General features: G+C 59.2%; 22 protein-coding genes. 4 read left to right on the plus strand and 18 right to left on the minus strand.

Going from position 1 to position 26,535, the window contains the following annotated elements; translation table 11 throughout:
• Nucleotides 1-138: 138 nt before the first annotated feature.
• The gene (locus CGZ66_RS25320) at nucleotides 139-1,875 is read right to left on the minus strand and encodes a tetratricopeptide repeat protein (protein WP_095089163.1); all 1,737 of its coding nucleotides are present in this window, start codon (nucleotides 1,873-1,875) and stop codon (nucleotides 139-141) included.
• Nucleotides 1,876-2,210: 335 nt separating this feature from the next.
• On the opposite strand from CGZ66_RS25320, the gene CGZ66_RS25325 reads away from it, so the two are divergent.
• Nucleotides 2,211-3,365, plus strand: a complete 1,155-nt coding sequence (locus CGZ66_RS25325; RefSeq protein ID WP_095089165.1) for an AraC family transcriptional regulator — start codon at nucleotides 2,211-2,213, stop codon at nucleotides 3,363-3,365.
• Here the strand turns inward: CGZ66_RS25325 and CGZ66_RS25330 are convergent.
• From CGZ66_RS25330 to CGZ66_RS25395, 13 genes are all read right to left on the minus strand, one after another.
• Nucleotides 3,305-5,152, minus strand: coding sequence for a mechanosensitive ion channel family protein (locus CGZ66_RS25330; protein ID WP_245331216.1), 1,848 nt, complete (start codon nucleotides 5,150-5,152; stop codon nucleotides 3,305-3,307). The genes CGZ66_RS25325 and CGZ66_RS25330 overlap by 61 nt on opposite strands.
• 489 nt (nucleotides 5,153-5,641) lie before the next feature.
• The gene (locus tag CGZ66_RS25335) at nucleotides 5,642-6,652 is read right to left on the minus strand and encodes an Lnb N-terminal periplasmic domain-containing protein (protein ID WP_095089584.1); all 1,011 of its coding nucleotides are present in this window, start codon (nucleotides 6,650-6,652) and stop codon (nucleotides 5,642-5,644) included.
• 154 nt (nucleotides 6,653-6,806) lie between these two features.
• The gene (locus tag CGZ66_RS25340; protein WP_095089586.1) at nucleotides 6,807-8,081 is read right to left on the minus strand and encodes an alpha/beta hydrolase; all 1,275 of its coding nucleotides are present in this window, start codon (nucleotides 8,079-8,081) and stop codon (nucleotides 6,807-6,809) included.
• Nucleotides 8,082-8,401: 320 nt separating this feature from the next.
• Nucleotides 8,402-8,665, minus strand: a complete 264-nt coding sequence (locus CGZ66_RS25345; RefSeq protein ID WP_095089167.1) for a hypothetical protein — start codon at nucleotides 8,663-8,665, stop codon at nucleotides 8,402-8,404.
• A 146-nt stretch (nucleotides 8,666-8,811) separates the two neighbouring features.
• Nucleotides 8,812-9,768 carry a DUF2950 domain-containing protein gene (locus CGZ66_RS25350; RefSeq protein WP_095089169.1) on the minus strand — a complete coding sequence of 319 codons (957 nt, stop codon included), beginning with the start codon at nucleotides 9,766-9,768 and terminating at the stop codon, nucleotides 8,812-8,814.
• 23 nt (nucleotides 9,769-9,791) lie between these two features.
• The gene (locus CGZ66_RS25355; protein ID WP_095089171.1) at nucleotides 9,792-11,192 is read right to left on the minus strand and encodes a DUF3300 domain-containing protein; all 1,401 of its coding nucleotides are present in this window, start codon (nucleotides 11,190-11,192) and stop codon (nucleotides 9,792-9,794) included.
• A gap of 323 nt (nucleotides 11,193-11,515) precedes the next feature.
• Nucleotides 11,516-12,742, minus strand: coding sequence for an HlyD family secretion protein (locus tag CGZ66_RS25360; RefSeq protein WP_095089173.1), 1,227 nt, complete (start codon nucleotides 12,740-12,742; stop codon nucleotides 11,516-11,518).
• Complete coding sequence (locus CGZ66_RS25365; RefSeq protein ID WP_095089175.1) at nucleotides 12,735-13,190, minus strand: hypothetical protein; 456 nt, start codon at nucleotides 13,188-13,190, stop codon at nucleotides 12,735-12,737. Before CGZ66_RS25365 ends, CGZ66_RS25360 begins: the two co-directional genes overlap by 8 nt.
• A 278-nt stretch (nucleotides 13,191-13,468) precedes the next feature.
• Nucleotides 13,469-14,974, minus strand: a complete 1,506-nt coding sequence (locus CGZ66_RS25375) for an arylsulfatase B (RefSeq protein ID WP_095089177.1) — start codon at nucleotides 14,972-14,974, stop codon at nucleotides 13,469-13,471.
• A gap of 457 nt (nucleotides 14,975-15,431) precedes the next feature.
• A complete protein-coding gene (locus CGZ66_RS25380; RefSeq protein WP_245331217.1) occupies nucleotides 15,432-15,650 on the minus strand; it encodes a hypothetical protein in 219 nt (72 codons plus the stop codon).
• Nucleotides 15,651-15,783: 133 nt separating this feature from the next.
• Nucleotides 15,784-16,497: a L,D-transpeptidase gene (locus CGZ66_RS25385; protein ID WP_095089181.1), complete on the minus strand. Its 714-nt coding sequence runs from the start codon at nucleotides 16,495-16,497 to the stop codon at nucleotides 15,784-15,786.
• A gap of 14 nt (nucleotides 16,498-16,511) precedes the next feature.
• Entirely contained in the window at nucleotides 16,512-17,480 is a 969-nt protein-coding gene (locus tag CGZ66_RS25390) for an ABC transporter substrate-binding protein (RefSeq protein ID WP_095089183.1), read from the minus strand.
• Nucleotides 17,481-17,788: 308 nt separating this feature from the next.
• The gene (locus tag CGZ66_RS25395) at nucleotides 17,789-18,244 is read right to left on the minus strand and encodes a BA14K family protein (protein WP_095089185.1); all 456 of its coding nucleotides are present in this window, start codon (nucleotides 18,242-18,244) and stop codon (nucleotides 17,789-17,791) included.
• 690 nt (nucleotides 18,245-18,934) lie between these two features.
• Here CGZ66_RS25395 and CGZ66_RS25400 point away from each other — a divergent pair.
• Nucleotides 18,935-20,449, plus strand: coding sequence for a hypothetical protein (locus CGZ66_RS25400; protein WP_095089187.1), 1,515 nt, complete (start codon nucleotides 18,935-18,937; stop codon nucleotides 20,447-20,449).
• 214 nt (nucleotides 20,450-20,663) lie between these two features.
• Here CGZ66_RS25400 and CGZ66_RS25405 read toward each other — a convergent pair whose 3' ends face one another.
• From CGZ66_RS25405 to CGZ66_RS25420, 3 genes are all read right to left on the minus strand, one after another.
• A complete protein-coding gene (locus CGZ66_RS25405) occupies nucleotides 20,664-21,185 on the minus strand; it encodes a hypothetical protein (protein WP_095089189.1) in 522 nt (173 codons plus the stop codon).
• Nucleotides 21,186-21,787: 602 nt separating this feature from the next.
• Nucleotides 21,788-22,585, minus strand: coding sequence for a hypothetical protein (locus tag CGZ66_RS25415; protein WP_425352319.1), 798 nt, complete (start codon nucleotides 22,583-22,585; stop codon nucleotides 21,788-21,790).
• A gap of 133 nt (nucleotides 22,586-22,718) precedes the next feature.
• Complete coding sequence (locus CGZ66_RS25420; RefSeq protein WP_342586875.1) at nucleotides 22,719-22,934, minus strand: hypothetical protein; 216 nt, start codon at nucleotides 22,932-22,934, stop codon at nucleotides 22,719-22,721.
• Nucleotides 22,935-23,152: 218 nt separating this feature from the next.
• Between CGZ66_RS25420 and CGZ66_RS25425 the strand changes: the two genes are divergently transcribed.
• Nucleotides 23,153-24,868 (plus strand): hypothetical protein, encoded by a 1,716-nt coding sequence (locus CGZ66_RS25425; protein WP_095089197.1) that lies wholly within the window; start codon nucleotides 23,153-23,155, stop codon nucleotides 24,866-24,868.
• A 660-nt stretch (nucleotides 24,869-25,528) separates the two neighbouring features.
• On the opposite strand, the gene CGZ66_RS40005 is transcribed toward CGZ66_RS25425, so the two are convergent.
• Nucleotides 25,529-25,696, minus strand: a complete 168-nt coding sequence (locus tag CGZ66_RS40005) for a hypothetical protein (protein WP_167392245.1) — start codon at nucleotides 25,694-25,696, stop codon at nucleotides 25,529-25,531.
• Between the two features lie 497 nt (nucleotides 25,697-26,193).
• Between CGZ66_RS40005 and CGZ66_RS25430 the strand changes: the two genes are divergently transcribed.
• Nucleotides 26,194-26,397 carry a hypothetical protein gene (locus CGZ66_RS25430; protein WP_095089588.1) on the plus strand — a complete coding sequence of 68 codons (204 nt, stop codon included), beginning with the start codon at nucleotides 26,194-26,196 and terminating at the stop codon, nucleotides 26,395-26,397.
• Nucleotides 26,398-26,535 lie beyond the last annotated feature (138 nt).

Consider the following 26,535-nt stretch of genomic DNA (forward strand, 5'->3'; position numbering starts at 1 on the left):
GGAAAACCGTTTCACACTTTTCCTGGAATTGCTCTAATGCATGTCGCCCAAAAGAGGCCCCGGTTTTGGGGCAACGACATGCATAAGCGCGTCGCCGGAATCCGTTTCAACGCAGCGCGCTTTAGACGGCCATAAGCCCTACTGGAGGCGAAGGCCGGCGAGTTGGAGCCCTTGTGCAAGCTCCGTGGCCAACTGCGGATCAAGGTGACGGCGAGACATATCGGAATGGAAATTCTGCTCGAAATCGGGGCGCTCTTTGCGTATGTCGGAGATGATTGCGGATGCATCTCCCTCTCGCCCCAAGCGTGCCAACGTTGCCGTCAACAACAGGTCGGTGAGATAGCATCCGTTGGCTTCGCGCTTCAGGCGGAGCAACACGTCACCCAGTTGTCCCTGGCGATAGGCGTCGAACGCCAGCGTCCACTCAGCGTCCGGTAACGGCAACCCGTCGACCTTCAGGGCCTCGTTTGCAAGCCTTATCCCCTCGCCCCGCTCGCCGGTGGCGTAGAGAATCCGGGCGAATGTAGCTGCGACCCTGGTGTTGTAAGGGTTGAGCGTAATTGCCCTGCGCCCCGCGGACACCGCTGCTTCGACGTGGCCTGTCCGAAACTCCGCCATCATCTTGGCCGTGAAGCTGCGGGAGGATTCCGGGGCCAACGCTACTGCACGATCGGCATGTTCGTGAGCGGCCGCGGTCAAGTCGGTCGACGCATCTGGCTGATCGATCGACAGGAGTATCGAGACCAACATCGCATGCGCATCCGCATCGTACGGGCGTTGCTGCAACGTCCCCTCGAGGCATTGCCTCGCTTGCTCCAAGACTTGCGGCGTCTGCATCCCCAGCGCGAGGTTGGCCCGCAGAACGCAACCATTGCCCAGCGTAGGATGTTCCAGGTCCCGGTTAGCCTCGACGGTGTTGATCGCGCCATCCAACGAGGCGATGCGTGCAGCCAGCCGGGAAACCAGCAATTCGGCCGGGTCGGCCGACGAGGCGGTATCGACGTGAACGCGCTCTTTCTCGGATTGAATCGCTTCCCCTGTCTGCTGGTCGACGACCTGCCACCAGACCGACTTCTGGATCGAATCCGAGCTGTACTTCAGGATCAGTCGATAACGGCTAAGAGGCGAGGCAGCGGGGGTGCCTTCGGCGGTACTTGAGGTGTAGGCGTCGGGCGCCGAAAGCCTTAGCGTATTGAAGTCTGAAAGCGCGCTCATGAGCAAGTCACGCAGGGCGATTGCTTCGTGATCGTTGACACCGTCCAATTGCAGATCGACGGCGACCGACGGCCTTTCCGAAATGGTCATGGTGTTCAGACCACTGAGCAGATTGTAGCCAAAAAACAGCGCCACGCAGGACAAGGCAACTCCAGCGAGGCCCGTCCTTCTCAGGGCGACGATGGCTTTTCGCCTCATCATTCGACGTTGATCTGATCTGGTCGCGACAACCCGGGGACGAGATTGCACGCGACCAAGGTGATCGCTCCCCTCAGAGTCCTCCCGGATGTGCCGGGCAAACAGTGGCACATACCTGCCTTTCGGGAGTTCGATGCTGATCTCTCGGTCCGACCCGTATAGTTCATAGTAGCGGGCGAGGGCCGCTCGAAGCCGGGTTGCTTCGATTCGGACGATCGGATCGGTCGAAGCGTCGAAGGACGGCGGACGGCCGAAGACGTCAACGGCTATGGAGTATGCCTTGAGCGCGCTCTCGCGCCCGGCGAAAAGCTCTTCGGAAACAAAGCGCAAGAATTTTTTGTTGCGCTCGGAACATTGAAACTGAGGGTCTGAAAGGATCGCTTCGAGCTCTTCATGAGCTTGCGTATAAGAGACTGCTAAATATCGACCCGAATCGATATCATCTTCGTGGTTGGCTTCCACTGCACGCTCCTCAGATCTTTTTGACAGCTCGCGTGCTGCATTCCAGCGTCTCAGGCTAAACCGCTGCTGTTGTTGACGCTATGCAGTTTGTGCCAGCGGTGATCGGGTAGACGGCGAACAGGCGACTTGGCTGCCTCTTTTTCGCTGAAAAACGTCAAGTTGCGGCACATTGTGATTTTCCCGTTATTTTGAGAAGCAAGAAGCCACCCTTCGTTTGGCAGGATCGTTGGCAAGTACATTCGATTCTAAACTTAACCATCGGTAATTTTTCACGGTACGTTTGCGCCGCGAGCTGCTATATTTATAGCGCGGGGGAGGGTCTCGCGGATCATCCCATGGTCAATGACGATTCCGAGGAGAGGCAGCCTGGCGATTGCAGCGGTCAGTCTTTGCCTGCCAGTTCGGCTGGTCGGATGAATTCCGTTGCGCTCAACGTCCACACCGTCAAGCTTCAGACCGCGGAAGATCTTCGAGAGGCGGTGCGTGGTGCGGATTTGAAGATCGTCCAATTGGCGCCGGGCATATTTGACGGCCATTCGATGCATGCGCAGATCGGTGCGCTGTCTCTAAGCACTGGCGATTTTGGACCGGATATCCGCGCACGTGGCGTGATGAATCAGCACTTGGTGACAATCGGCATGATGCTGGAGAGCAGCGGTGCGGTCTCGCAATGGGACTACGACGTCGTTCCTGGCGACGTCATCGTGTTTCCCAAATCGGTCGAGCAGGAGGGGCGTTTTGCCGGTCACTCCCGCTACGCGACAATCACTCTCAGCGAAGAGGCACTTGCCGCCTTCGCGGCAGGCGAGCCGGTTCTGCAGGACCCGCAGTTCTGGGCCAAGATCTCCAGGTTCCACCGGTCACCGTCCCTGCGGGCATCCGCTCGCCGTGAGATTGGGGAAATGGTTTCGCAATTGCGTGAGGGGTTGGTCCCTGACGGTGAAGCAGGGATACGCTACTTCCAGCGATCTCTTGTCGAGGCCTTCATCACAGGCATCGTCGATGAGGTGTCGAACGAGAGCGACGAACGGCATTGCTCTGGCGCGAAATTGGTCCGCGACGTCGAGGATTTTGTCGACAGCGTCGAAATCGATCGTCCGGTGCATATCTCGGAATTGTGCTCATCTCTCATGGTATCACGGCGCACTCTCCACCGTGCCTTTCAGCATACCCTGGGGATAGGTCCGGTCGCCTACCTGCGCCTGAGGCGCTTATCGGACGTTCATCGCGTGCTGAGCAGCGCGAACCCGACCTGTGTCGGCGTTACGCAAGCTGCCCTTGATCAAGGGTTCACCGATCTCGGGAGGTTTGCGGCGTTCTATAAAAGGATTTTTGGCGAGGTCCCTTCAGAGACACGCTTCAAAGCGACGAGCCCGCTTGGTCGCCGGTCACGCTCACAGCGCGGTAAGGCCTTTCCGCTTGTCCAAGATCAGGCTGCTCCGGGATTAGATGTCAGTGGCTTTGGGACGGCCTTAATGCCGTTTTCCTGAAATGCCTGGTGCACGGCGATCAAAGCGGCGCGGCGGATCATGAAGTGTCTGCCCGCTTTCGCCTTGAATTTGGCCCGGATGACCAGCGTGCCGTCCTCGACTTCGCCAATTCCCTGGCTCTTGAACGGCTCGAGCATATCTGCGGCAAGTTCCGGGTTGGCTGACATATCCTGGCCGATCTTCTTGAAAATCTTGCGGACTTTTTCGACATCGGTGTCGAATGCAACGCGAAAGGTCAGTTTCTCGATCATCCAGTCGCGGCTGAAATTTTGAATCTTGCCAATCTCGCCATAGGGGATTGTCGCCAAGGCACCGCGCTGATGGCGCAGGGAAACCGACCGGACCGAGATTTTTTCCACGGTCCCCTTGGCGCCTGACGATTCGATATATTCGCCGAAGCGGAATGCATCGTCGATCAGGAAAAACAGCCCGGAGACCAGGTCCTTCACCAGCGTCTGCGAGCCGAAGCCGATGGCCAGCCCGAACACGCTCAAGCCGGCGATCAGCGGCCAGACATTGACCCCGATCGACACCAGGATCGAGAGCAGCGCCAAGGCCACAATGCTCGATTTGCCGACCGCGCTGATCAGCGGCACCAGCGTGCCCAGCCGTGAACGCGGCGCACCCAGCGCCTCCTCGTCATCACCTGCGGCGGGCAACTCCGCGCGTAAGGCGCGAACCGACACTGCGCCGACCACGTTCCACAGAAACGCCGCCACCAACATGATCAGCGCCACACCGGATGCGCCCTTGACGACCTCTCGCAGATCTATGCCGAACCCGGCAGCCAGCGGTGTCGCCCACAGCGTTCCCAGCATGGCAATCATGATAGCCACAACGGTGAAGCGGGCGGTCTGTCGCCCTGCCGCTGCCAAGATCGAGATGTCAGGAGACTCCAATCCGCGTTGCGCCCAGTTCCCGATCATTGCGTCGAGATGTGGTGCGGCGAGAAATATCAACCCGGTCAGCAGAACGGCCGACCCACGAAGCGATGCTCCCATGGTTAGCGCGGCCTGAGTGGTGAGGAAGGTGATTATCAGGAACGCGATCACGATTGCCGGCCACACTTTGGCGAGACGGGTGCGCCAGCGGCTTCTGGGGCGCGGACCGGCGACGGCGACTGCCATTGTGCGTCTGTGCCGCCATACGGCCCATGCAAACAGAACGTAGATCGGAATTGCGAAGCCTGTTCGCAGCAGATCCCCCAAGGCCGGCCCGACGGTCCAGAGCCGTAACGTCGCGATCAGCGTAGTGCTGATGATCGCCAAGCCAATGGCAAGCGAGAGGTCGCGCACGAGCGCCGCCAGATGGGCGGAGCGCTCCTGCGCGAACTCGGTTCGCCGCGATGCCATCAACAGTGATCTGACGGCGGCGAGAATGACGAAGCCGAGCACGGTCACCACCGTCCAAAGGTGAAGGGTTTGCAAAGGCACGCCAGAACCGGCCAGCAGCCGCGCAGCAATGAAGCCGATCACCAGCGCCACTACAATAGCCGCCACGCCCGCGAAGAATCTGCGCGATGCACTGCTTGTCGCACTCGCCTTCGCGATCCGCCGGGCAAGCAGGATGTACACGCCGGCGACGAGCGCAACAACCAACACAATCTCGAACAGGAGCCCAAGGACAGATGTTCCCCCGGCCGCAAGCGAGGCCCTCAGGTTTTCAAGCTCAACGGGGACGTTGCCCAAAGCGGCAAACCGCGCGGACAGTCCGGAGACGAAACGATCGGCGAGCTGTTCGAAGCCCGAAATCAATGAAGTAACGTCCGTATCCGCCGTCTTGTCCACGATTTCCCCCTCTTCAGCGCCTCGGAAGCCAGTTCCGGCGGTCAAGGCCGCTGTCTCGCTATCCAGCACCCGACCGTCGCACAATTCAAGCTTCTTTTCTGCCCGGGCCTTTTGCCCCGCGCGGGGTCCGAGCGCACTGAACGTGCCGGCCCAGAGCGCAACGAACGCGCCGATCTCGTAGGTCTGATTTGCGATGCCTATCGGACGTTTTCTGTGGCCTTCTTTTGGCTCGACTTTTGGAAAAACAACATCTCATTCAGCTCTCGATTTGACGCCTCGCCGTAAGCAAGTATGCAAACGACAATGGCCCATTCGACGGGTGTGGTTCATCGTAGCGGAGCGGGCGTGTCGAGAAGTTTGGGAGACATACCATCGCTGGCTGGGAGGCATCGCCGCGAGGAAGCCGCTGAATGGCTCAACGTCTTCGGCGATGCAATATAACAACTGCGCCGCTCGCCCAGCCGGCCCACCTGCGAGCCCCTTCCCAGATCAACTGCCAAGGCCTGGAGACGGCACGCCAACCCGGATCAATCTCGAAAAATCCGGCGAAAGGCCCGACTTCCGCGCACGGTCGTCTATGTGGGCCACCTCCCGCAAGGTCGACAATGGCAAGCGGGTATCGAGCGCACCGCGGTCATACGCATAATCAGGAAGATAGCCGTTAACAATGAGCCGCCAGTCGATTGGAACCACGTCGCCGACTGCTCGCATCATCTTGACGATCGTCGTCGTGCAGTTCGTCGTGATGGAATTGTAGAATGCAGGCTTCGTGGAAAGCGCATTTGCGTCCGAGACGTATTCCAGCAGAAGCGTCCGGGCCGCGTCAGGCGATGCTTTCAGACGATAGATCTGGACATCCTCTCCCCGAACATTTGACCTGACACCGACCACGTCTCGCTCGTCGGCCGCGATAATAACCAAGGGATTGCTCTTGAACAGATCCGCTATGGGCGAAAACTCGCCACCTACACGGCGCCGCACCTCAATGGACCAAGCAAGATATTCACCGCCCGAGAAGCCAAAGCTCATGATGACATGGGCCATTTTCGGTCCAGCCCAATAGGACATGAAGAGGTCGGCGGTCTGAACCGTGGAAAGGTCGTAGGTTCGGGTTGTCCAACGTTCGGTGAAATCGGTGTCGCTGCGCCATTCGAAATCACGCACGTCTTTCAGGGTTAACAGGTTTCCATCGCGCGTCCCGGTTACCTGACGGGCGACATCGGGCGCCCAGTCGGCTTGGCCCAGAGGCTTGATGGTGCTCCACCAAACCAGAACCGCAGCAAACGCGGCGAGAAACAGGGCAAACGCCCGGAAGCGAAAACGGCTGAAGAGCGCAATGACGGTGCCGAGGCCGAACAAGATGAAAAGGGCGCAGGCCACAGCCCGGCCAAGCTCTCCCACGGGCAGACGATACCACATGGCAAATCCGACCCAGGCGGCCACGGCGGCAATGGCGAGCGACAAGATAATGGCGAACGAGATTCGAGCGATGCGATGCATCATTCCCCTTCCAGCCCTACGGTACCAACAAAGGCGTCTCTTCAGGGGCGGCCGGGGTCGCTTGCTGCCGTCCGAATGCCATTCTCACGCAGCGCTCGAAGCAACTTCGAGATGGAGCATCATTAAGCCTCGCTGCCACCCTGGCCTGGATTAATCATTTCTTGCAACCCTGCATGGAGGTTGCCGGTAAAATACAACCCTTGTTGGTTTTGTTGGCCTGTGTCCTTGGAGAGCCGGTCAAATTCTCGACCTCGTTGCCGTAGTTTTCTCTGGTGTTCTGATCGACCACTGCAACGGGTGCCGAAATCACCAACCCTGCGGCACTGCCAGCCGCAGCCGCCGCGCCGGTCGTCGCTTGCACGATCGTGTCGCCAAGGCCCACCCTGCTGTCGGTCAGGGTCTGGCCAGCAGCCATCCGCGCTCCAATCAACTGGACGATCTGCGGAGACGAGGCGAACTTGCCGTGATTCAAACTGTCTCCGGATTTGACCTTCGTCAGGTCGATGACGGTTACATTGTTGCTCGAAAGTTCTTCCTTGTATGGAGCCTCTTCCGGATTGATAGAGCCGAGCCGGGGGATGTTGCCCCAGACCCGTCGCGAAAATGCGAGCGCCCGGTCATCCTGCGAGACAAAGAGGGTGAACTGGGGGTGCTGTTTGCCCATGTCGGCAATCTGCGTGCGAAACACGTCGACATCGACGTCAGGCGCGGCCAGCATGACGTTCTTGAACTTCGCCGGCAGTCCGCCATTGCGGATAGCCATCTGGCGCAAGGATTCCAACGCAAGCCAGTTGCCCATCGAATGGGCAAGGATCGAAACCTCTTTCACTTCAGGATCGCGAGCGAGGTATTGGAACAGCGTCTCGAGCGCATCTCGCGTGTAGTTGGTGCTTTCGCGATCGTAGCCATAGGCCAGCGTACTGCCTCGGGAAGGCCATGTGACCAGGATCGGAGCGCTGTCGGTGCCCGTATCGTGGGCGATCTGCGCAAAGCGATAGAGGGAGTCTTCGAAGCGGTTGTTGAAGCCATGGACGAATACCAGCACGCTGTGGTCCGGGCTCTTCCTGACAGAGGCGTGCAGCCATTCCTTCGCGCCATCCCGTGTTATCTCTTCGGCTTTCACCACCGCGAAATCGGTTGCCGGGTTTGAGGGCAGCTTCTTGGGCCAGGCGACCTCGCCGACCTTGCGCACCGACGCCGGTGGGATCGACACCGTGATGTCCGCAAATGAGGGAGCTATCCCGCGTTCGCCAGTATACATCTCGGCCGGATTGGTAGAGCGGGCGCGGGTCGTCGTCACCAGCATCTCCACCTTGCTGGATGCCGGTGATGTATCGGCCACGGGCAACAACACGTTCGTTGGACGAGATGCGCAACCGCTAGACAGGCCGATCAGTGCGAATGCCAGCAACGCACGGGGGACACACATCAATTTGAACTCGCCTGCAAAGCCGGCTTCCAAAACGTCCCCCTCACGTGTGCAACGTCAACAAGCCGGCTCGGATACTGCTTGTCACCAATCGAAGTCTGTTGACAATGATTGCCTCGACAGTGGCACCCAAGATCCGATCGGCACGCTGCTCCACACTACCAACCAAGTACCGGAATCCGTTCTTTTGCGCAACTGCTAGGCCCCGCGTCTCAACATTTCGCCTGGCTGCGCGACGCTGGTCCGCTCCTAACTAAACAGCGAGGCATTCAACGAACAGGTCGTCGCGTACCCGGTCGCTGCAAGCCATGCCGCCGACTTTACTTTATGCGGGCGACGCCACCCGAAATCTCGATCGTTTCCGACCCGGTCAGGGCCTCGAGGTCACCATTGGGCCAGGTGACGAAACAGCCGTTCGGGCAGAATTCCACGGTCTCGCCGGGATGCAGCGCAAGCTTCGTCTTGCTGCCGCCTTCCGTCACGATCAATGTTCGGATCTCGCTGTCCTTGTTAACCACGCTGGCTGCCAAAGCCGAACCACCCACGGCAAGAACAGCAATGGCGGCGGCGAGCGACGTCAACACGTCGCACTTGATCGACCGATTTAGTGGCGGGCAATATTTGAACTGCTGTGTCACTAGGGTCGTGAACCACCCATTCGGGTTGATCATGAAGGCGCCTCTGCCGACGAGGCTGGCATTGGCGATGGGATCACCGTTTCCGAACCGGGCTAGTCACCTGTCAGCTGCCATTTGTTGTCGGGATTGAATTGCTTTATCGCGCCGGCCACAGCCTCCGTCTTCGGGCCTAGATCGGCCTCGTAGACGATACCTTGCTGATTGACCACAAAGGTTTTGACGCCCGTTTCGGCATATTTCACGGGCCAGGCCACCAGCGCGAAACCCGCGATCATGTTGCCGTTGATGATATAGTTGTAGGCGCCTCCGGCGATATTCGCGCCTTGGCCGGTCAGGATGCGGAAGCGATACCCAAAATAGCCATTGCCTTTCTTCGCCTTGTCGAGAGCCGCCTGGTTGATGAAATCGCCTGCCGGACTAACGCCATTGGTGTCGTCGGACGGCCAATATAGTCCGTCGGCCCGGCCCTCGCTGCTGATCAGTTTCTGGGCGTATTCCAGCACGCCATCGCCATCGCGATCTTCTGCCGCGTAGTCACGCTGAGCTTCCACATAGGCGCGAACCGTTTCGATCGCTGTGATCTCATTTTCCCCAACGCGCCGGTTGATGATCTCTTCGATGCCAGACTGGGTATCGAAAGCCCACTTGCCGTCCTTGCCCTTGGTGATGGGGAATGGCAGCGTCCATAGCTTGTCACCAATGTCGAGTTCCTTGCGGTCGCCAAGATCACGGACAATCAGTGTCTTGGCAGCGCCTTGCTGGATCTGCGTGTAGGTGTCCATCACGCCTTCACTTGTCCTCAGCTTTGCGGCATCCAGCCCAAGCAGTACGGCCAGTCCATCGAAATCATCCTTTGCCAGGACTGACTTGAACGCGTCCACAGCCGCCGAGGGATCATCGAAAAGCGGCGGACCTTTCTTGGCCACGTAATCCTCGAGGCTGTGCACCTCCTGCGCGCTGGCAAAATTTGCGGAACCCGCGCCAATGCTCAAGATCACTCCGGCCCCGAGCAGCGAACGTAGAACAAGACTCCGGACGGACGTTTTCATGTCGGTTCTCCTCGCCAAACTTATTAACGCCTGCCACCGCCGCGCCCGCCACCGCCGCGCCCGCCGCCGCCGCGCCCGCCACCGCCCTGCCTGCCACCGCCGTGCCTGATCATTTTGTTGCCGCCACCGCCGCCGCTGCGAACTCCGCCTCCTCCCATGCTCCTCGCGCCGCGCTGGGAAGAAATCTGCTGACGTTTTCCGGAACTGACGTTGCCAAGGCCTGAAGGATTCCTCGGTCTGTTGTCCGCTCTCGCTGCGGGCCTGGGCTTGCCGACCGGGCGATTGACTTTCCCTGACGCTTTTGCGGCAGCGCCGTCATTCCTTCGTGCCGAAGCATTCGAGTTGTTCTTGGTTGGCCTTTTGGAATCCGACCTCGACGCCGGGGGCCGGTTTTTCAAGCCCTCTTTGATTTCGCGTTGGCGGACGTCCTTCACGTTCCCGGACTTTCCGGCAAGCGTGCTCGCTCGGTCCCTTTTTAGATCGGACGCCTTGTTGCGCATATTGTTGCGATCGTCGGACTTGACCCGGTTGCTGATCTTCGTCTTGTCGATGTTGGCGAATTGGTTCTTGTCAAAATTTAGTTTCGAACGGTCGACGTTTTTCCAGTCGACGTCGTTGAAGTTGACCTTGCCGTTTATGTTGTTGAGGCAATTGTTGCAGTCGATATCGATATCGTTGCCGTTCCAGCGGCCTCCCGACACACCCCAGTCATTCCAATCCACTGCCGCTGCCCAGACGGCACCAGTCACGAAAGCCGCGAAATAGGGCGCAGTGGGATAATAATAACTTGGGTAGGGGTCGGGATAATAGGAGATCGGAGCGACCGGATAATCGGTGGCATAAAGCATCTCAGGCTCATACCGTGGAACATAGATCGTGTCCGCGCTGGCGGACCGGATGACGACATTATCGTTCTCCTCGACAACCTTGATCTTGTCATCGGACTTGATCACGCCTTTGGCAACAGCCGTGTCGCGCAACTGCTGAATGGCGACCAAAACGTCTTTTTGCTGATATGTCAGCGCGTCGCCAAGGGTCTGGGTCCATTCCAGATCATCGCTCATCATTTTGACGATGTCGGGATAGTTGAGCAGTGAGATGACGCTGCCGTCCCAGCTTTCCTTCGGTTTCAGGTCTGGCTTCTTGGCGACCTGATCCAAAAACCGGGCGGCCTCCACGATCTGCAATGGATAAAGCGACGCTTCGGAAATCACCGCGACAAGTTCATCGGGGTAGAGCGCAATTCGCGCTACCAGGACTTCGAGTTCATCCTCTTCGAGCGGTTCGGGCGCCGGGGTAGCCGCTGCGCTGGCTGTAGCAGCGGCTTGATCCTGAGCAATCGCGAAAGAGGGCGGACCCGAGCAGATCAAGAACGTCAGTATGGCCACAGCCCCAACAGGCCAACGCGGAAACTTGATCTCCATTGTCGTCCCTCCAAGGTATGTGAACCTGGTTGTCAGCGATGTTCTGCCGAGTCCGGGCGAGTGATCTTGCCTTGGCGTTATGTTGGCGCATTACCTGCCGAGGCGCAATGTAAGTAACTGTATGCTACGTGTGCGACCCTTCACTTGTGAACCTCGCTGGTTAGCGCATCGGGGCGCGAGCCTGCGGAGCGGTGCCGCTTGGCGCGAAGAGGGCAGAGGCCAAGCAAAGCCAAGCCTTTGATAAGATGGCGGCGTTCCATTTCTCCTGCATCAGATCGATTGCAATCGGCAGCGCGCTCGTCACGGTCTGCTCGAACAATCCTTCAGTGGCCACCCAGCACGAGAGTCTGGACGGGCAGCAACAATGCCTGAATCCGAAGGATCATGGCATGCACAAGCCCTACGGTGTCCACCACATGCAGGAACACCCATTGGAGCGTGCCGATGTCCTTTGCCGCGAGCGCGTCGTGGTTGTTGGTGTATGCGTTTGCGATGCAGCTGCTGCCCGGCGGCAAGCCGTCGAGCTCCCCCGGATAGAGCGGTTCGAGGAAGACCGTGAGGGTTCCGCCCTGCGCCAGCTGTTGAACATCGATGAGCTGATCTGTCGGCCGCAATTGTCCCGCCGCGATGACATCCTGTACCTGGGTCACGACCAGGGGAAGGATCGTAAACGGCTTGCCGATGCATGTGGCCTCGGCAATCATCCCCTCTTTCATCACCTGCGCCTCGATCTGGCCAAAGCCGGCAATCAGAACACCACGTCCGGCGCCCTCGGGGACCAGGATGCCGGCGGGCCGTATCATGGTGTTTACGATGTCCCCGGGTCGAAGCGTGAACTGCTGGACGGTCCCCGCGACGCCAGCCCGAACCAGGGTCTTGTCCAGATCGACCTGTGCCTGCGCAAGCGCTGCCTGCGCGCTGGCTTTCTGGGCCGGCAGCAGCGAGCTGATCTTCGTTTCGATGGTCCGCTTGCTTGCGACGGCGGCATCAATACCACCCTTGCGACCATCCACGGCGTTTTGCAGCCGCTCGACCTCCCGAATCGAAACGACGTCCTTTTTCACCAGCTGCTGCTTCATTTCCAGTTCGTCCAGGGCCTGCTGGTAGGCGCTTTGCGCCTGCTGGATGAGCCCATCCGCCGCTGCAAGGTCCGTTTGCGCAACCGTGGCCTCGGCGTCGGTTTCGGCTATCTGGCGCTTTGCCGTCTCCACCGCCGCTTCCTGCGCGGAACTGTCAAGCCGAAAGAGCGGATCACCGGCTTTGACCTTTGCATTTATGCCGACGAACACCTCGGCAACCCGGCCTACGGTTTCAGGAAGGATGGTGACGGTGCGGAATACCGCGGAGACGTTTTTCGTCGAAGGATGATAATAGAAAATGAGGGTGATCAACGAAACGGTCAGCACCAGGCACGCCGTGATGCCCCAGCGCAGCTCGTACCACATCGTATAGAGGTTGATCTCGCGCCCGATACGCTTGCCTTGCACATAACGGCGGAAAAGATAGTCCGGAAAGACCGTGAGCAACGAACAGAGAATTAGCTCAAACATGGCTCAGAGCATCCACGCGCGCGATGTCGATTTTCTGCTCGGGACCAGGCTGCACTATCGCCTGCTCCTCCGCCTTCTCCTCCGCCTGCTCCTCGGCGGCGGGATCGCGTCCGGACAGTTTCTCGAGCGAGCGTGCAATCGAAGACATCGGCGTCTTGAAATCCGGCAGATCGATGAACGCCAGCAACAGACCCGCGATCCAGAAAAGATGGTTGTGGGTAAAAAGCGAGATCAGACAAAGGACAGCCACAATCTCCATTTGCACTTTTTTCGACCCATGCGCCATCCGTTCCGGAAGGGCATGGAGTCGAAAGTACAAATTGCCTATGATGAGGACCATTGCCAAAATCAAGACGACGACCACATTGAACAGCCAATCGGTCTGGCCGGGCGCAGTGACGAAGATCGGCAAATGCTCGATCGCCGCAGGATGTATCGTGTCCGCCATTTCGCCCTCCCACAAAGACTTTCACGGGCCGCCCAGCCAAGGTACCATTCTCCAGATTGCCTGTCGATGGATTGGAGGTACGGGTAGTGGGTCAGTTTGAAATTTCAGTAGTTGTTGAGCGAAACAGCACGGTTCCGTCTTCGGTCGCAATCTCGCGCACCGACGAGCAGCGCCTGGATCACTGCCACGCCGACAACGCCTACTGCCACGCCGCGGATCGTGGCGGCGGTCAGCGTAACCAGGTGAGCCCCGCGTGCCGTGCTGCCGGAGACCCGCCGTCAGTCCCCCAAGCTGAGCAGTGTCGATGGATCGGCCGTTACCGGTGGCGCGAAGAAGGTCAGCCGCACTGCTTCCATAAGCAGTTGCGGCGGGGCCATCTCGCCTGCCAGTTCGACGATGCGCCCTTGCAACTCCTTCATCCTGTCCGGGTTCGCCGCGGCGAGATCGTGAGCTTCGGATTTGTCGTCGGCGAGGTTGAAAAGCTCCGCCTTCGGCGGCAGTGAGGCCTTCCACACAAGCTTCCAGTCGCCTTTGCGAACGGCTCCAGCCAGAGGATCGACGTTGTAGACCACTTCGGCGCGGGGAGACGGCTTTCCTTCGCTCAGGGCGTCCCAGACATTCATGCCGTCCAGTGGCTTGTTCTTCTCCAGCTTGGCTTCGGCGACGGCGGCAAGCGTGGGATACATGTCCGTAACGTGGACCATGCCGTCGACAACGCCCGGCTTGATCTTGCCCGGCCAGTTGGCGAAGGCGGCGACCCTGGTGCCACCCTCGTAGAGTGTGCCCTTGCCGCCACGATAAGGTCCGTTGCTGGCGGGCAGTGTGCCCCCGACTTTCGAATCGCCAGCAAACAGCGAGTCTTTCACGCCACCATTGTCGCTGTGGAAGATGATGATGGTGTTGTCGCGCATGCCTTTCTTTTCGAGCGCCGCAACCACCTTGCCGACGCCGTCGTCCATCACCGAGATCATCGCTGCATATTTGCGCCGGTTCTCGTCTGCGATGCCCTTGAAGCGGTCGAGATACTCCTGCGGCGCCTGGAAGGGCGTGTGCGGCGCGGTGAAGGCCAGGTAGAGGAATAGCGGGCTCTTGCCCTCGTGGCGCTCGACAACTCGCACGGCCTCGTTGCCGAACAGCGTGTTGTCGAAGCCGGTTTCGTTGAGCGGCTTGTTGTTGCGATACCAGTCCTTCACGCCGTGGGAGGAATGCTTGAAGTGGTCGATCTCTCCGACCAGCGCGCCGTAGAAATAGTCGAACCCGCGCTGCCGCGGCCAGAACTCTGGCTTGGCATGGCCGAGATGCCATTTGCCGACCATGGCCGTCTTGTAGCCGGCGTCTTTCAGAACCTGCGGCAAGAGGTACTCGTCGACCGGAAGCCCGTAGGTGCCCGCTGCCGGTATGACGCCCGTCTGTAGTCCGTATCGCAGAGGATAGCGGCCGGTCATTAATGCCGCGCGCGTTGGCGTGCACATAGGCAGGGCGTAGAACTGGTCGAAGCGAGCGCCGCCCTCGGCGAGCTTGTCGAGGTTCGGCGTCTTGATATCGGAACCGTTGAAGCCGGCATCCCCCCAGCCCATGTCGTCAGCGACGACATAGACGATGTTGGGGAGCGCCGGCTGGGCGGCCGCAGGCTGAACCCCGGCAAGGCCAGCGAGCACGCCCGACAGGCCAATCGGTGTAGCCAGTCGCGACGCCGCAACCGCCGTGCCGGCCATCAATGCGTCTCGCCGCGTGATTTTGTTGCTGATGCCGGCTTCAGCTGAGAAGTCTCGATCGTTGCTCATGTTTTGCCCCTGCTCTGCTAAACCAAATCATGCGTTCAAAACCCTGCGCGCCAAATATGCTGGCGCCGATCATTTCCCCGGTACCCAAAGCGGCAGGGCAGCGGTCAGGACGCGCCACACTGCAGCATAGCCCCGACAGGCCGTTGGATGTCCTAAGCGCACTTGTCCGATTAGGTCTTCTCTATCCATAGTCCCCACCGGCCCTGCGTGGGCATCGATCTCGCGGGACTTAATCATAAGCTGCGTCTAATATAATGTGCAGCTATCCATTTGGCGCAAGATCGTGACGGGTCGCGCAAAACCGCCGGCGCGGGGGACCACGCGCACAGTTGAATGCTGATCATCGACCGACTGGGCGTGGGCAGGAAAGCTGGCGCCGCGACATGACCTCCCGAACGTCGAGGGGAAAACGGTGGCCCGCACCTGAACTCAGACATTCGAATTCGACTAAAGGCAATCAAACCGGCTCGACAGATTTCACGTTGCCGTCGGTGTCCACGAGGCAGCTTGTCTTCTTGCCGCCGGCATCGAGCTCGACCTGATAAGTTTTGGAATCGATCTTGCTCGAGGAGATCGGAAGTATCTTGGCACTGTTGACGCCGCTCGACTTGGCGACCGCGTTGGCGCAAAGAAGCTGCAGATCCGCCGGAGCCGTCTCGACCTGCGTCCTCGACATCTGCTCCGGAGCAGGCGGCGGCGTGCTGGTGCAAGCGTTCAAGCTCTGCGTAATGAATCCAAGAGCTACAACCAGGATCGATCTTCTCACTGCACGTTTTTCCGACATTGCTTGGCCCTCTCCGAATGCCGCTTCAAACGCCCTTGTAAAGGGCCGCCCCCTGCATCAGAACGATGACCTTGGCTCCGACCTTGACGCGGGACGCCAAGTCGGTGATGTCGTCGTTCCGCATCCGGATGCACCCTGATGACACGTCGAGCCCGATCGTCCAGGGCTCCGGCGTGCCGTGTATCCGGTAGATCGTGTCCTGATCGCCCTCGTAGAGATAGAGTGCCCTGGCGCCGAGCGGATTGTCGGGACCTCCCGGCATGCCTGCCGCATACTTGACCGCGTTCGGATCCCGAGCGACCATTTCGACCGGGGGCGTCCAGGTCGGCCATTCCGCCATGCGGCCGACGCGCACGATACCGGCCCATCCAAAGCCTTCCCGGCCGACGCCGATGCCGTAGCGCATGGCCTGCTGACCCGGCTGCACAAGATAGAGAAAATGCTTGTTGCCATCGATGATGATCGTACCGGGCACCTCAGCGGTGCGGAATTGGACCATCTGCGGGCGAAATGCCTCGGGCACCTCCTTGTGGGCTGCGTAGTATTTTCGCGCTTTCTTCTTGTCGTAGTCGACCCACTTATGTGTCTGCGGATCGAACACCTGCGTCTGAGCGGCATACGCCAGTGTCGCGCCGATCGCGGTCATGACAAGCGCGGCGCCGAGAACGAGGCAGCGGCCAGCCAATCTGCGATCATTGCTTTCCGAAGTGACGGACCGGTTTGCGAGCGAAAAGGTCATGGTCGTCCCTGCCCCTACTTCGACCAGGCGCTAAGCCGGTCTTGATGCTTTGCAACCCAGGCCTGCGCGTACTTGGCGGGATCTTGCCGATCGACCTGCAATGCGTAGCTCATTTCGGTGACCTCGTCTGAGCTGAAGTCGACATGAGAGAGGAAGGCCGCCACTTTCGGCAGGCGCTTGGCCATCGATGAGGCAAACCCGATGTAGAAATGGGATGCGTCCCACGCCACCGGCGCCTCAGATTTTGTAAGCCAGTCAGGGTCGTCGCTCGGCATCACGATGTGCCACTTGGCCGGATCATATTTCGGTTCGGTCAACTGGACGATATCATGGAGCTTGAACATATGGTGCGGACTGTAGCAGTAGAATGCCATCGGTTGCCCCGTTGCCGCGGCCGCATCGACTGCGGCCATTGCCATGTCTTCCGGCATCTGAAGGAGCGTCATCGTTTTTTCATAGCCGTAGCTCTTGGCCCGGATCTTCTCGATACTCGTCGACGACCAGCCCAACGCGCCAATCCACATTTCGCCCTTGCCGTCGCCGTCGGTGTCGAACACGGCCGCTTTTTTGGGATCGGCCAGATCTGAAATGTCCTTGACGCCATATTTGTCAGCCGTCTCGCGCGTCACGCAGATGCCCTGCGTAGCCGACACACCCCTGGGACTGAGGTCCACGGTCTTGCGCCCGTCGACGTATTTCTTGACGAGTGCATCGAGATTGGGAAGCCAGACTTCCGGATAGACGTCGACCTCCCCGGTATCCATCCCGGCGAATGCGGTCATGGAGCCCATCTCGCGCACGTCGGCGTCCAGATTGAGTTTTTCCTTCAATCCGTACTTGATGATATTGGCCGCGGCCTGGCCGGATGGCCAGTTCGGCATTGCAATGAGGAGGTCAGCCGCAAGGGACCGGCCATGCACCGCCAGCATCGTCAGTGCCGCCAGCGACACTTTCAGCAGATGTCGCCGAAATCGACTGTCCATTTTTTCCCTCCCCGCGGACCTGACATGAACCGCAGCGGCAGCGAGAGGACTCCCGATCCGCCACGCAACCGGCACATCACCGCCGGAACCGCTTTTGTCTGCCAGCCGGCTTTCCATCCCGTTTATTGGTTCGTGTTGTCCGAGACTACCGGATGGAGCCGGGAGCGGAACGTAAGTTACGTGGAGGGCGGGGTAACTTTTTGACTACGAGGCCGTTCAAACGGCTCGCGTCGGCGGCTTAAATTTAAACTGTGCCGATCACATGGAAATCAGTCGAAGGGCGGCGCCCTGCCCATGACGACCGATCGCTAGTAACAATTACCGGAATCGGCTTCCCTGGGCGAACATCGGCGATAGTATCTGTCTGAGTGATACCCATCGCCGTAGTATCGGTCGTGGTAATATGGATCGCCATAGTACGGATCGACATCATACCGATCGCCGTAGTACGGATCGCCGTGGTACGGACCCCCGTAATAGTCACCGCCTCCGTAGTACCCGTCGTAGTAGCCGTTGCTGTTGGCAATCATGCTGCCGAGCAGCGCTCCGGCGACAAATGCGCCGCCCGGGGCCCAGAAGTCGTTGTGCCCGTGGTAGTGGCGGTAGCCGCGATAACCCCTGTACCAGCCGTCCCGAATTTGGATGACATCGGACTGAGCGCTTTGCGCCCTGGGCACGAAGACCGGCGCGGCATCAACTGGAACAGCGCTCGTAAGTACAAAAGTTGCGACGAGGGAGGTCGCTATGCCTGACAGGACTCTCATGATCGCGTCCTCGCTGGTGGCAATGTTTACCGTGTGCGAAACGTCGTCATTAGCGATACGAAACGTCGTCGATGCGAATTTGTTCCAGACACCTGCAAATTGCCTGAAGTGGCTCCAGACGTTTGACCGCCGGCCGTCGGCACCTTGTAACGGACCGGATTTGGCCAGCTTGAATTATCGGGTACGGCCGGACGCGGAGGAATGGTCTTCCCTTGCCCCGCCCAATCAATGAGACGTATCGGATGTTATTGCTGGTCATGCCGGACTATCCTCGACGCAGCGGCGGCGCCTTTGGTCGCACAGCCACAGACCATGCCGCTCCCAGTAGAAAATGCAACTTCAACGTATTGCCTTTGCTGGGCCTGACGTTGACAAGATTGCCGCTGTGTTTGATGGCCGGCCGGAACACTGACGGTCGATGTTGGACGCTTCTAACAGCAGACAGTCGCGAACGGCCTCGGACGTCTCCCTCCGAGGAACATCGGCGAGGGATCACCGCACGGGCTTTGGAAGTGCCCGTTTGATCGCTGGCTGAAGTATCTCGCCGACAAGGAGGTGGCGCGCAAGCATGCGGCATGTTTGCAGGAATTGGGCCGCCAGACGCGACGGGAGGAGCGCGAAGACCGGCTCCAGAAGCGCGCCAACGGCGTCGCCATGCGGGAGCACGGTCCTCGACCGGGAGGCGGCGCAATGATGAGCGACTTCGTCCGGCAGTTAATCGAGAAGGCCAGCACCGATCGGCTGTGTGTTTTACGATCCCCGGCACACAAATTCGGCATCGGGCTATTTCGATCCGACGCATTTGAGGAAACGAGCTTGGCAAGGTTGCCAATGTTCTCATACGGTTGCGCGCCAGAGGGAGGCCCTCAACTAGGGCAAAATCGCCGAATGTCTGACGCGAAAAAGTTCGTTAGCTATTCCGGCCTCCTCGTCAGCCTGCTTGCGCTGCAGGTTATGGCGGCGAGTGCGCAAAGCGCAGAGACTTCACCTGGCGAGCTTCTTTTGGCTTGCCCGTGGACGCCTCCGGACGCCGACGCAATCGACAAGCCGCAAGCGCAGATAGACGCCGAAAACAATAGTGAGGACAAGTCAACCGATGATTCCAGCACATCGGACACTCCTGGACCGGGCGATACCGACAGCGATGCAGGCCCCGGATTTTACATACCTGGTCACGGCTGCATTCTGATTGATGGCTCAGTCAGTTCCGGCGTTCAGGCAACAAGTGTTACGGCAAAGGGATCTCGGCTGACGCCACCGACGAAATCGGCAATGACGGAATGGCAGCTGGATGAAAGTGCAAACGTTGCTCAATATTCGCAGACAGAATACGGTGATCTGATTTCGCGTCTCGAGATTCAAGGCGATCAAAGCAAGACTCTTTCGGTCTCCTCTGCGTCAATCACGCTTGGGAGGAGTATTATCGGGCTTCAGACGTCCTTTTTTGCTGATTGGCAGGCTGACGAGTTCTCGTTCCGAGCGCTCACATCCACACAATCGCCGTTCCTCGTCGCTTATGTGTTGAGGCCCACACCAAATACGACACTAACTTTGTCGCTGGAGGATCCGATGTTCCGCCGCGTCACTATTTCCGGCTATGGATCGCCCCAATTCCCTGACTTGGTTGGTCGCTTTCGCTACACGACCGGAAACTGGCAATTCATTGCAAATGCGGCGTCGCATCAAACGACCTTTTTTGACGCAAATGCCGGTCCTCTTGCGTCTCAAGACACCGCGCTCTGGGGAGGAGCTGTCCAAGGTTATGCCAGATACGCGTTTGCCAATGACGCTCAGAGCGACAAGTCTTATGTCATTTTCCAACTCGCCCATGCGTGGAATGCGCCGGGCTATCTTGGAATCAATACGCCGACAAGCGCATTCAAGATCAATCTGCCCGGCGCTCTGGGCGCCAACGATGCCGAACGAGCCATCGGATGGAACGGCGCTGCTGTCGTCAGCTGGGCCTGGTCCAGCAAATGGAGCTCTGCTGGGTTCGTGAGCTTCACCAGTTTGAAGTTACCCGATGTGCTCGGGACCGGGTCCGTCCTGTCGACAAGAGGCGCTGCGAATTTGACCTACACGCCTGTTGAAAACCTGGATTTGACCCTCGAAGCCGGCTTGGCGAAGGTAACTTCGGCTAATTCCGGAATTCCATCGGGACGGCAGTGGTCGCTCGATCTCTCGATGTCCCGGACGTTTCCATAGTGGTCCCGAACTGCGAACGAGGGGTGTCGTTCGGGCGCGCCTGAAAGGGGCCCACAAGGCGATCCCCTACCCCCGCCGGCCGATGGACCGGGGAGCGGCTGGCCGCGGCCGCTCCCGGCCGCGGCGATCTCGAAACCTGGCGTTCTGCGTTGAGACTGTGTCTGCTGGCAGCAGCCAATGGCCGGGATGGGTGGGAATTTTGCCTGGTGGGCGGTCAGTGCTTCAGGCATTTCCGGCCCACTGCCATTGCTTTGAACGTCCCCTTCAGATCGACGACAAAGGCCCCCTTGGTTTCCGGAAATACGGTCATCTTATATTTCTTCGCCACGTCGCGCTTGAACTTCGGATCGTCGGTCAAGATGTAGCCGCCAGAATATCCGCCCTTGAGTTCGCCGCTCGTGCTGGTGGCCACACCCTTATAGAGATGGCCGTCGATGGAGACGAAGATGTCCGACTTGGTGCCGTTCTTAAGACCGATATCCACCTTCGTGAACACGCCAAGATACCCGACCTCCTGATTTGCGGTAACGCCCATTTGTACTGAACTTGGCCCATCTTGGCGCACGATCAAGCAATCTCCGCGCGTTTGATTTGTATAGATCGTCCAGCCCTCGACGTCGTCCCCGTATCGGACAAGCACATCGCTGGCCTTGGGAAGCGGATTTTGTGTTTGTGCGTATGCCGCCGTCGCAGACGAAAGTGCTAGTGCCGCGATGAGTGTCGTGAAGATTCGCATGGTCTTGCCTTCCCTTGTTTGCGTTCTTGCTCATGAGTGTCCGTTTTGTGGATCGTGACTGCCGTGCCCTGGGCGTTGCTCGGAAGTCATTTCACCAGTTTGATCTCCCCCGCCGCCCCGTCGCTTCGAACCGCGGGGGGCGTCGTAGAGGCGCACGACCCGCGACCGGTCGTTGCTTGGACGATCGTGTCGCTAGGGCCGACCTGTTATCGGTCAGGCCTGGCCGGTGGCTGTCCGCGCCCGATCAGTTAACGAGGACGACCACGTACTTCGACCCCGTGTGCTGATAATACTTCGCGCCGCAATGCCAGATTGTCGTCCCGTTGACCGAAGTCTTGACGCAACCGGCCGGTAGACTGGCTACGTAGACGCTGGTTCTCCGGATGGTTCGCCGGGTTGTGCGCCGCGCGACGCCCGCCGCACTGCCGGGCGTAAGAGGATGGCCAACGCGGGCCAGCGCTTGAGATGAAATCGATCCCTGTGTGACCACGGAGACCGCATCAACCTGTACGAAAGTGGCCAAAGCCAAGGCCAGGACGGCGCAGTTGCGGAATCTTGTTGTCATCACTTCCTCCCTGTTGTCGTTGATGCAGATCCTGGATCTAGAAACGCATGACCAGTCCCATGATGGGTCCTTGCTGGACGACATCGAAGACGAAGCCGTCATTGCGGTAGTTGACGCCGAGCGCGCGGTAGCCGGCGACCGCCGAAAACCGCTCGTTGAACCGGTAGCCCAGTGCGGCGGCGACATCCCAGTCGACATTGGCGCCGCCTGCACCAATCATGCCCCAACCCGTCAGATAGACTTCAGGCGTGAGCGAGTAGTTCGCGCGAACGCCAACCAGGCCGTCCACCCAGGTCGCTCCGTCGCTGCCGGATACGCCGTCAAGGATACCGCCATGGAAGTCGAGGTCGGTGTCTACGGACCAGACCCTCATGGCGCCGACGAAATCGAGACGACCGGCGTCACTCTGGAGGATCGAATAGCCAGCGCCGACCAGCCCTGAAAATGTCTGTGAGGAGACCTCGACACTGTTGGCAACGACGCCTCTCGGCGTGCCACTTTCTCCCGACAGTTTTACATACATGAGGTCGCCGAAAATGCTGTAGCGGTCGTAGCGAGCCTCGGCGACGGCCATGGCCGCGAAGTCGAGATTCTTCAGGATGTCGCTGAAACTCGAGTCGACCTCGACAGTGGGCAGACCAAACTGCGCCACGTCTCCCGACATCCCGGCCGCCCAGAAATACGGCGCGACGGAGAACGTCCAGCCCTGTTCGGTCACGACTGGTTTCAGCTCCGGCGTCATTGGTGAGACCGCATCCGCGGCTCCGGCAGGATGGGCGAGCCAAAGGAAGGAAAGGCCAGCCCAACCCAGGGCTTGTATCCGATAGAAGGTCATCATGTCAGGGTCCCCTCCTGAGGCTAGCCGTCGTTTGCGGATTTGTTGCTTGGGAAAACGAGGGTGCCTGACGGGTGCGAAGACCGTCCATCGACATGCTTCCCGCGCTGTCGGCATGGCGATTCATGGCTGTTCACCGTGCCGGCCACGGGTTGATACCCGATTTGCGGGCGGCATCGGTATTCAGCACTGCTGCTCCTACCTCTCCAACCAGGCGATCTATCAATTCCTGCCATTCGGCTCGTCTGGCCTCGCGCAATGCCGGTGGGGCCTGGTCGACCTTCGACAGCGCTAACTCTGCATCCGCGAGCTCCTCGCAAATATCGCGAAAACTCTCGCTTCGGTCCATCAGCCGATGGATCGTCAATTCAAACTGGGGGTATCGGCGCACTGCCGCCGAGACCGCTCGGTGCCTGTCAGACGATCCGTCTCTTGTGCTCATGACGCCAGTTCATCGACCTGACGCGATCGTATTGCAAAGAAAGGGCAGCGGGAGGTAAGTTACGTGGATAAGCATGTAACCGAGCGACAACAAAAACCGGCGGTTGCAAGGGATCAAGTGAGGACATGGCGATCCAGGCGGAAACGCCGGCACCAAGGGAGCACGAGCCCCCTGTAGAGGCTTGTCGCGCCCAACTTGCCCTTATCCTCGACAGTGCGGACTTCGATGCCACTAGCCGCGAGCGCCGCTTCCTCAGCCATGTGGTGGAAGAGGCTTTGTCGGGACGAGGCGACCGTATCAAGGCCTATTCGATCGCCGTTGAAGTGTTTGGTCGCGGCGAGGCGTTCGACCCGCAGACGGATCCGATCGTTCGCATCGAGGCTGGCCACCTCAGGCGTGCGCTCGAGCGATACTATCTGACAGCCGGACATACAGACCCAATCCTGATCACGATTCCCAAGGGTGGTTATGTTCCTATCTTCTCGCTTCGTTCGCCGGCTTCGTTGGCGCAGCCACAGGTGCCCATAGTTTCTCGATCAATCACCCACTCTCCGGTCGGGCGGATTGCGTTCCTGCTGCCGGCAGTGCTTGCAGCCATTCTTGCGGCTGGAGCATCGGTATTGGCGTGGTCGTGGGTGACTGTCAGGTCAAGCGCGCCGGAAACGCCCCGCGTGCTTGTTGAGCCGTTTGAAGATCTGACCGGTACCGCCGCGGCGGCAGCAATTGCGAGCGGATTGAAGCAGGAGATTGTCAGCCAGCTTTCGAAGTTCAAGGATATTGTGGTCATGGAGTCGGCGCCTAACGACGGCGATGCGTCGACCTCGCCACCACGATTTGTCCTCGCCGGAAGTGTCAGCCTGTCGGTCGATACCTTTCTGCTTCGAGTGAGATTGATCAACCGACCCGACGGTTCGGTTCTGTGGGCAGACAGTTATAATGGGCGGATGAAAGTCGCGGACCTTGTCGGAGCTCAGGCAGACATCGCGCGGAATGTGTCGACGAGCTTGGCTCAAACCTATGGCGTCATCTTCCAGGCGGACGCCAATCTCCACGTCGACAATCCGCCCGAAGATTGGGCCGCGTATTCCTGCACGCTGTCTTTCTATGCATATCGGGTCGAGCTCAGCCCCGACACCCGTGCATCCGTGCGTGCATGCCTCGAGAAGGCCGTACGGCGCTTCCCGAATTACGCCACCGCCTGGGGTCTTCTTTCGCTTGTCTACATCGATGACTATCGATTCGAGTTCCCCACCGACGCCACATCGTCCGCCGCCGTGCTGGAGCGCGCCCTGGCAGCCGCAAGGCAGGCGGTGGAAGTCGACCCCCTCAACTTACGAGGGCTTCAGGGAGAAATGCTTGCGCTCTATTTCAGCAAGGAAATAAACCTGGCATTGGGAGTGGGCAAACGGGGTTTGGCGATCAATCCCAACGATACCGAGTTCATGGGCGAATACGGACAGCGCCTGGCGGTCTCCGGAAATTGGCATGACGGCTGCGCGTTGATAACAGAGGCGCGCCAAAAAAATCCACGCTCGTTGGGCTACTATGAGGTGGATTTGGCTCTTTGCTCTTATTTCAGCGGCGATTATTCGCAGGCGGTTATGTGGATCAAGAAATCGCCCGTCCGATCGAACCCGATCTATCATATTGTTGCGGCTGCCGTTCTGAGCGAAGGAGGCTACAAGATCGAGGCTGATCGCGAGCGTGACTGGCTGGAGCAAAATCAACCGGCTTGGACGAAGAACATGCGCCACGTGGTTGCGATGCGCCTGGCCCGTTCGCAAGACGTCGAGATTTTCGTCCGTTCACTGCGGAAGGCCGGCTTCAACGTGGCGGATTGAGGGCAAATTCTGTGATGTTGGCAAGTACGGCAACTCATGCAGTCGGAATGCCCGCTAGTGGCGCAATGCGGCCTTAGATCAACACCTGCCACGCCTGGCTCGCGATGTAGCTTGTGGCCGGCTCATAAGTCATCTCTCCCCCTGATCAGTCAAAAAGCCGCGCCTCTGGCGGAGAGCGCGGGCCGACCAGGCGATGGAGTCCCGATCTTCGGCAGGATGTGGGTGAGACATCACCTGCCGCAACCACCAACTGTTAGCGACCTCTAATGTTCCGTCAAGCCAGTTCTGTGGCTTGCCGCACCCACGCTGGGATTGCCTCATGGCCCTGCAGCCGAGCAAACGCGTGTTCCTCCCAGACATGCCTCTATTGACGTCCGCGCGACATCCGACGCGGCAACGCTTAAGCCCAAGGCTTCCGCGATCACACCATAGGCTAACGCGATCATGCAGTTCACAATACAACTACAAGCGGTCGATTCCTCCGGGATGTAGCCACTCCGAAAGCCCGCCGCGGGTCGCTCCCGTGGCGGGCTTTTCATCGATCGGGACTAGTTTTTCGGGCTTCCATCAGGATGGCCTTGGGTGGCATCACAAAAAGGCTGGAAACCAGGCCGCTGCCCAGCCGTAGGGGATAGCCACGGGGAATGGCACAGTCGACCGTCAGCGTCCCTTCTTGACCTTCGGCGCAATCTCTTCAATTCGCACCTTGTCCCCGATTTCCTTGGCCAAAGCGAAGGCCTTCTCCTTGTCCTTCGTTGACAGGACTGTGCGCCAGTGAGGTTTCTCGAACACGCTCACAACATAGGTCGGCACCGGCTTGTCGGTCATCCTTCCGGCCTTCGGAAATGGCCGGTGCGGTGGATGCTTGGGTGAAGCGCGCCGCACCGGCCACTGCAATAGCGGGAAAATCCCCCGCGCTGATAAGTCTATATTATATTAGAGGTCGCACAATTAAGACTGAAGTCCTTGTTTCGCCGGCCCTAAAGGCCCGCTCTCGCGGTGTACGGGCTTCGCGCAAAAAACCGACCAGCTTCCCGGCGGATGACGGCGAAAATGCAGCCACGACATCGTCACGGAGTGGGGTGCTCGAGCGCAATGATCCCGGTGCTAGCGCACCCTGATCTCGATTGCGCTGGCAAGCCGAGAAGACTGCGAACGGAGCGAAAGCGGGAGCGGACGGCGGACGGCCACAACGAGATGTTGGCGCGACCGCAAAATGTATCGTTTTACACAATTTCCAATTGCTGGACTCGCGCGATGCATCGGTAGTTTAATTTTTGCATCCAGCCAAGGAGTGGAAGGTCGCGAACTGGGAGGAAGTAGGCATGGGTTTCGAATTCGACATCCGCCATCCATCTGACGATCAGCCGTACGAAATCACCTCTTTCGCCCAAAAGTACGGCCTAACGATCCCAATTGCGGATGCCATGCTTTTCGCCAAAGGGCCGTCGCGGACGGCATGCGACGCTGCCGCATTGGCCTTCCTCTGCGCTATCGCCGCACAAGCCAAGAAACAGAGGGCTCAATAGGCCTGCCAGCACTGCGACACGACCGCCTTGGGCCGAAAGCGGGGTTGGCGTTCACTAGGGCGCGAATTGGCCAGACCTCCCGTCCATCACCAAGGCGACGCCGCGAGTCGCAGCCATCTCTACGATAAGAGCCTACAA

This window comes from Mesorhizobium sophorae, from assembly GCF_002270415.1.
Taxonomy (GTDB): Bacteria; Pseudomonadota; Alphaproteobacteria; order Rhizobiales; family Rhizobiaceae; genus Mesorhizobium; species Mesorhizobium sophorae.

Coding starts and splice junctions, on each gene's coding strand:
- CGZ66_RS25325 (WP_095089165.1), top strand. CDS start 2,211: ATGGTCAATGACGATTCCGAGGAGAGGCAGCCTGGCGATTGCAGCGGT.
- CGZ66_RS25335 (WP_095089584.1), bottom strand. CDS start 6,652: ATGCATCGCATCGCTCGAATCTCGTTCGCCATTATCTTGTCGCTCGCC.
- CGZ66_RS25340 (WP_095089586.1), bottom strand. CDS start 8,081: ATGTGTGTCCCCCGTGCGTTGCTGGCATTCGCACTGATCGGCCTGTCT.
- CGZ66_RS25350 (WP_095089169.1), bottom strand. CDS start 9,768: ATGAAAACGTCCGTCCGGAGTCTTGTTCTACGTTCGCTGCTCGGGGCC.
- CGZ66_RS25355 (WP_095089171.1), bottom strand. CDS start 11,192: ATGGAGATCAAGTTTCCGCGTTGGCCTGTTGGGGCTGTGGCCATACTG.
- CGZ66_RS25360 (WP_095089173.1), bottom strand. CDS start 12,742: ATGTTTGAGCTAATTCTCTGTTCGTTGCTCACGGTCTTTCCGGACTAT.
- CGZ66_RS25365 (WP_095089175.1), bottom strand. CDS start 13,190: ATGGCGGACACGATACATCCTGCGGCGATCGAGCATTTGCCGATCTTC.
- CGZ66_RS25375 (WP_095089177.1), bottom strand. CDS start 14,974: ATGAGCAACGATCGAGACTTCTCAGCTGAAGCCGGCATCAGCAACAAA.
- CGZ66_RS25380 (WP_245331217.1), bottom strand. CDS start 15,650: ATGTCGAGGACGCAGGTCGAGACGGCTCCGGCGGATCTGCAGCTTCTT.
- CGZ66_RS25385 (WP_095089181.1), bottom strand. CDS start 16,497: ATGACCTTTTCGCTCGCAAACCGGTCCGTCACTTCGGAAAGCAATGAT.
- CGZ66_RS25390 (WP_095089183.1), bottom strand. CDS start 17,480: ATGGACAGTCGATTTCGGCGACATCTGCTGAAAGTGTCGCTGGCGGCA.
- CGZ66_RS25395 (WP_095089185.1), bottom strand. CDS start 18,244: ATGAGAGTCCTGTCAGGCATAGCGACCTCCCTCGTCGCAACTTTTGTA.
- CGZ66_RS25400 (WP_095089187.1), top strand. CDS start 18,935: ATGATGAGCGACTTCGTCCGGCAGTTAATCGAGAAGGCCAGCACCGAT.
- CGZ66_RS25405 (WP_095089189.1), bottom strand. CDS start 21,185: ATGCGAATCTTCACGACACTCATCGCGGCACTAGCACTTTCGTCTGCG.
- CGZ66_RS25415 (WP_425352319.1), bottom strand. CDS start 22,585: ATGACCTTCTATCGGATACAAGCCCTGGGTTGGGCTGGCCTTTCCTTC.
- CGZ66_RS25420 (WP_342586875.1), bottom strand. CDS start 22,934: ATGGACCGAAGCGAGAGTTTTCGCGATATTTGCGAGGAGCTCGCGGAT.
- CGZ66_RS25425 (WP_095089197.1), top strand. CDS start 23,153: ATGGCGATCCAGGCGGAAACGCCGGCACCAAGGGAGCACGAGCCCCCT.
- CGZ66_RS40005 (WP_167392245.1), bottom strand. CDS start 25,696: ATGACCGACAAGCCGGTGCCGACCTATGTTGTGAGCGTGTTCGAGAAA.
- CGZ66_RS25430 (WP_095089588.1), top strand. CDS start 26,194: ATGGGTTTCGAATTCGACATCCGCCATCCATCTGACGATCAGCCGTAC.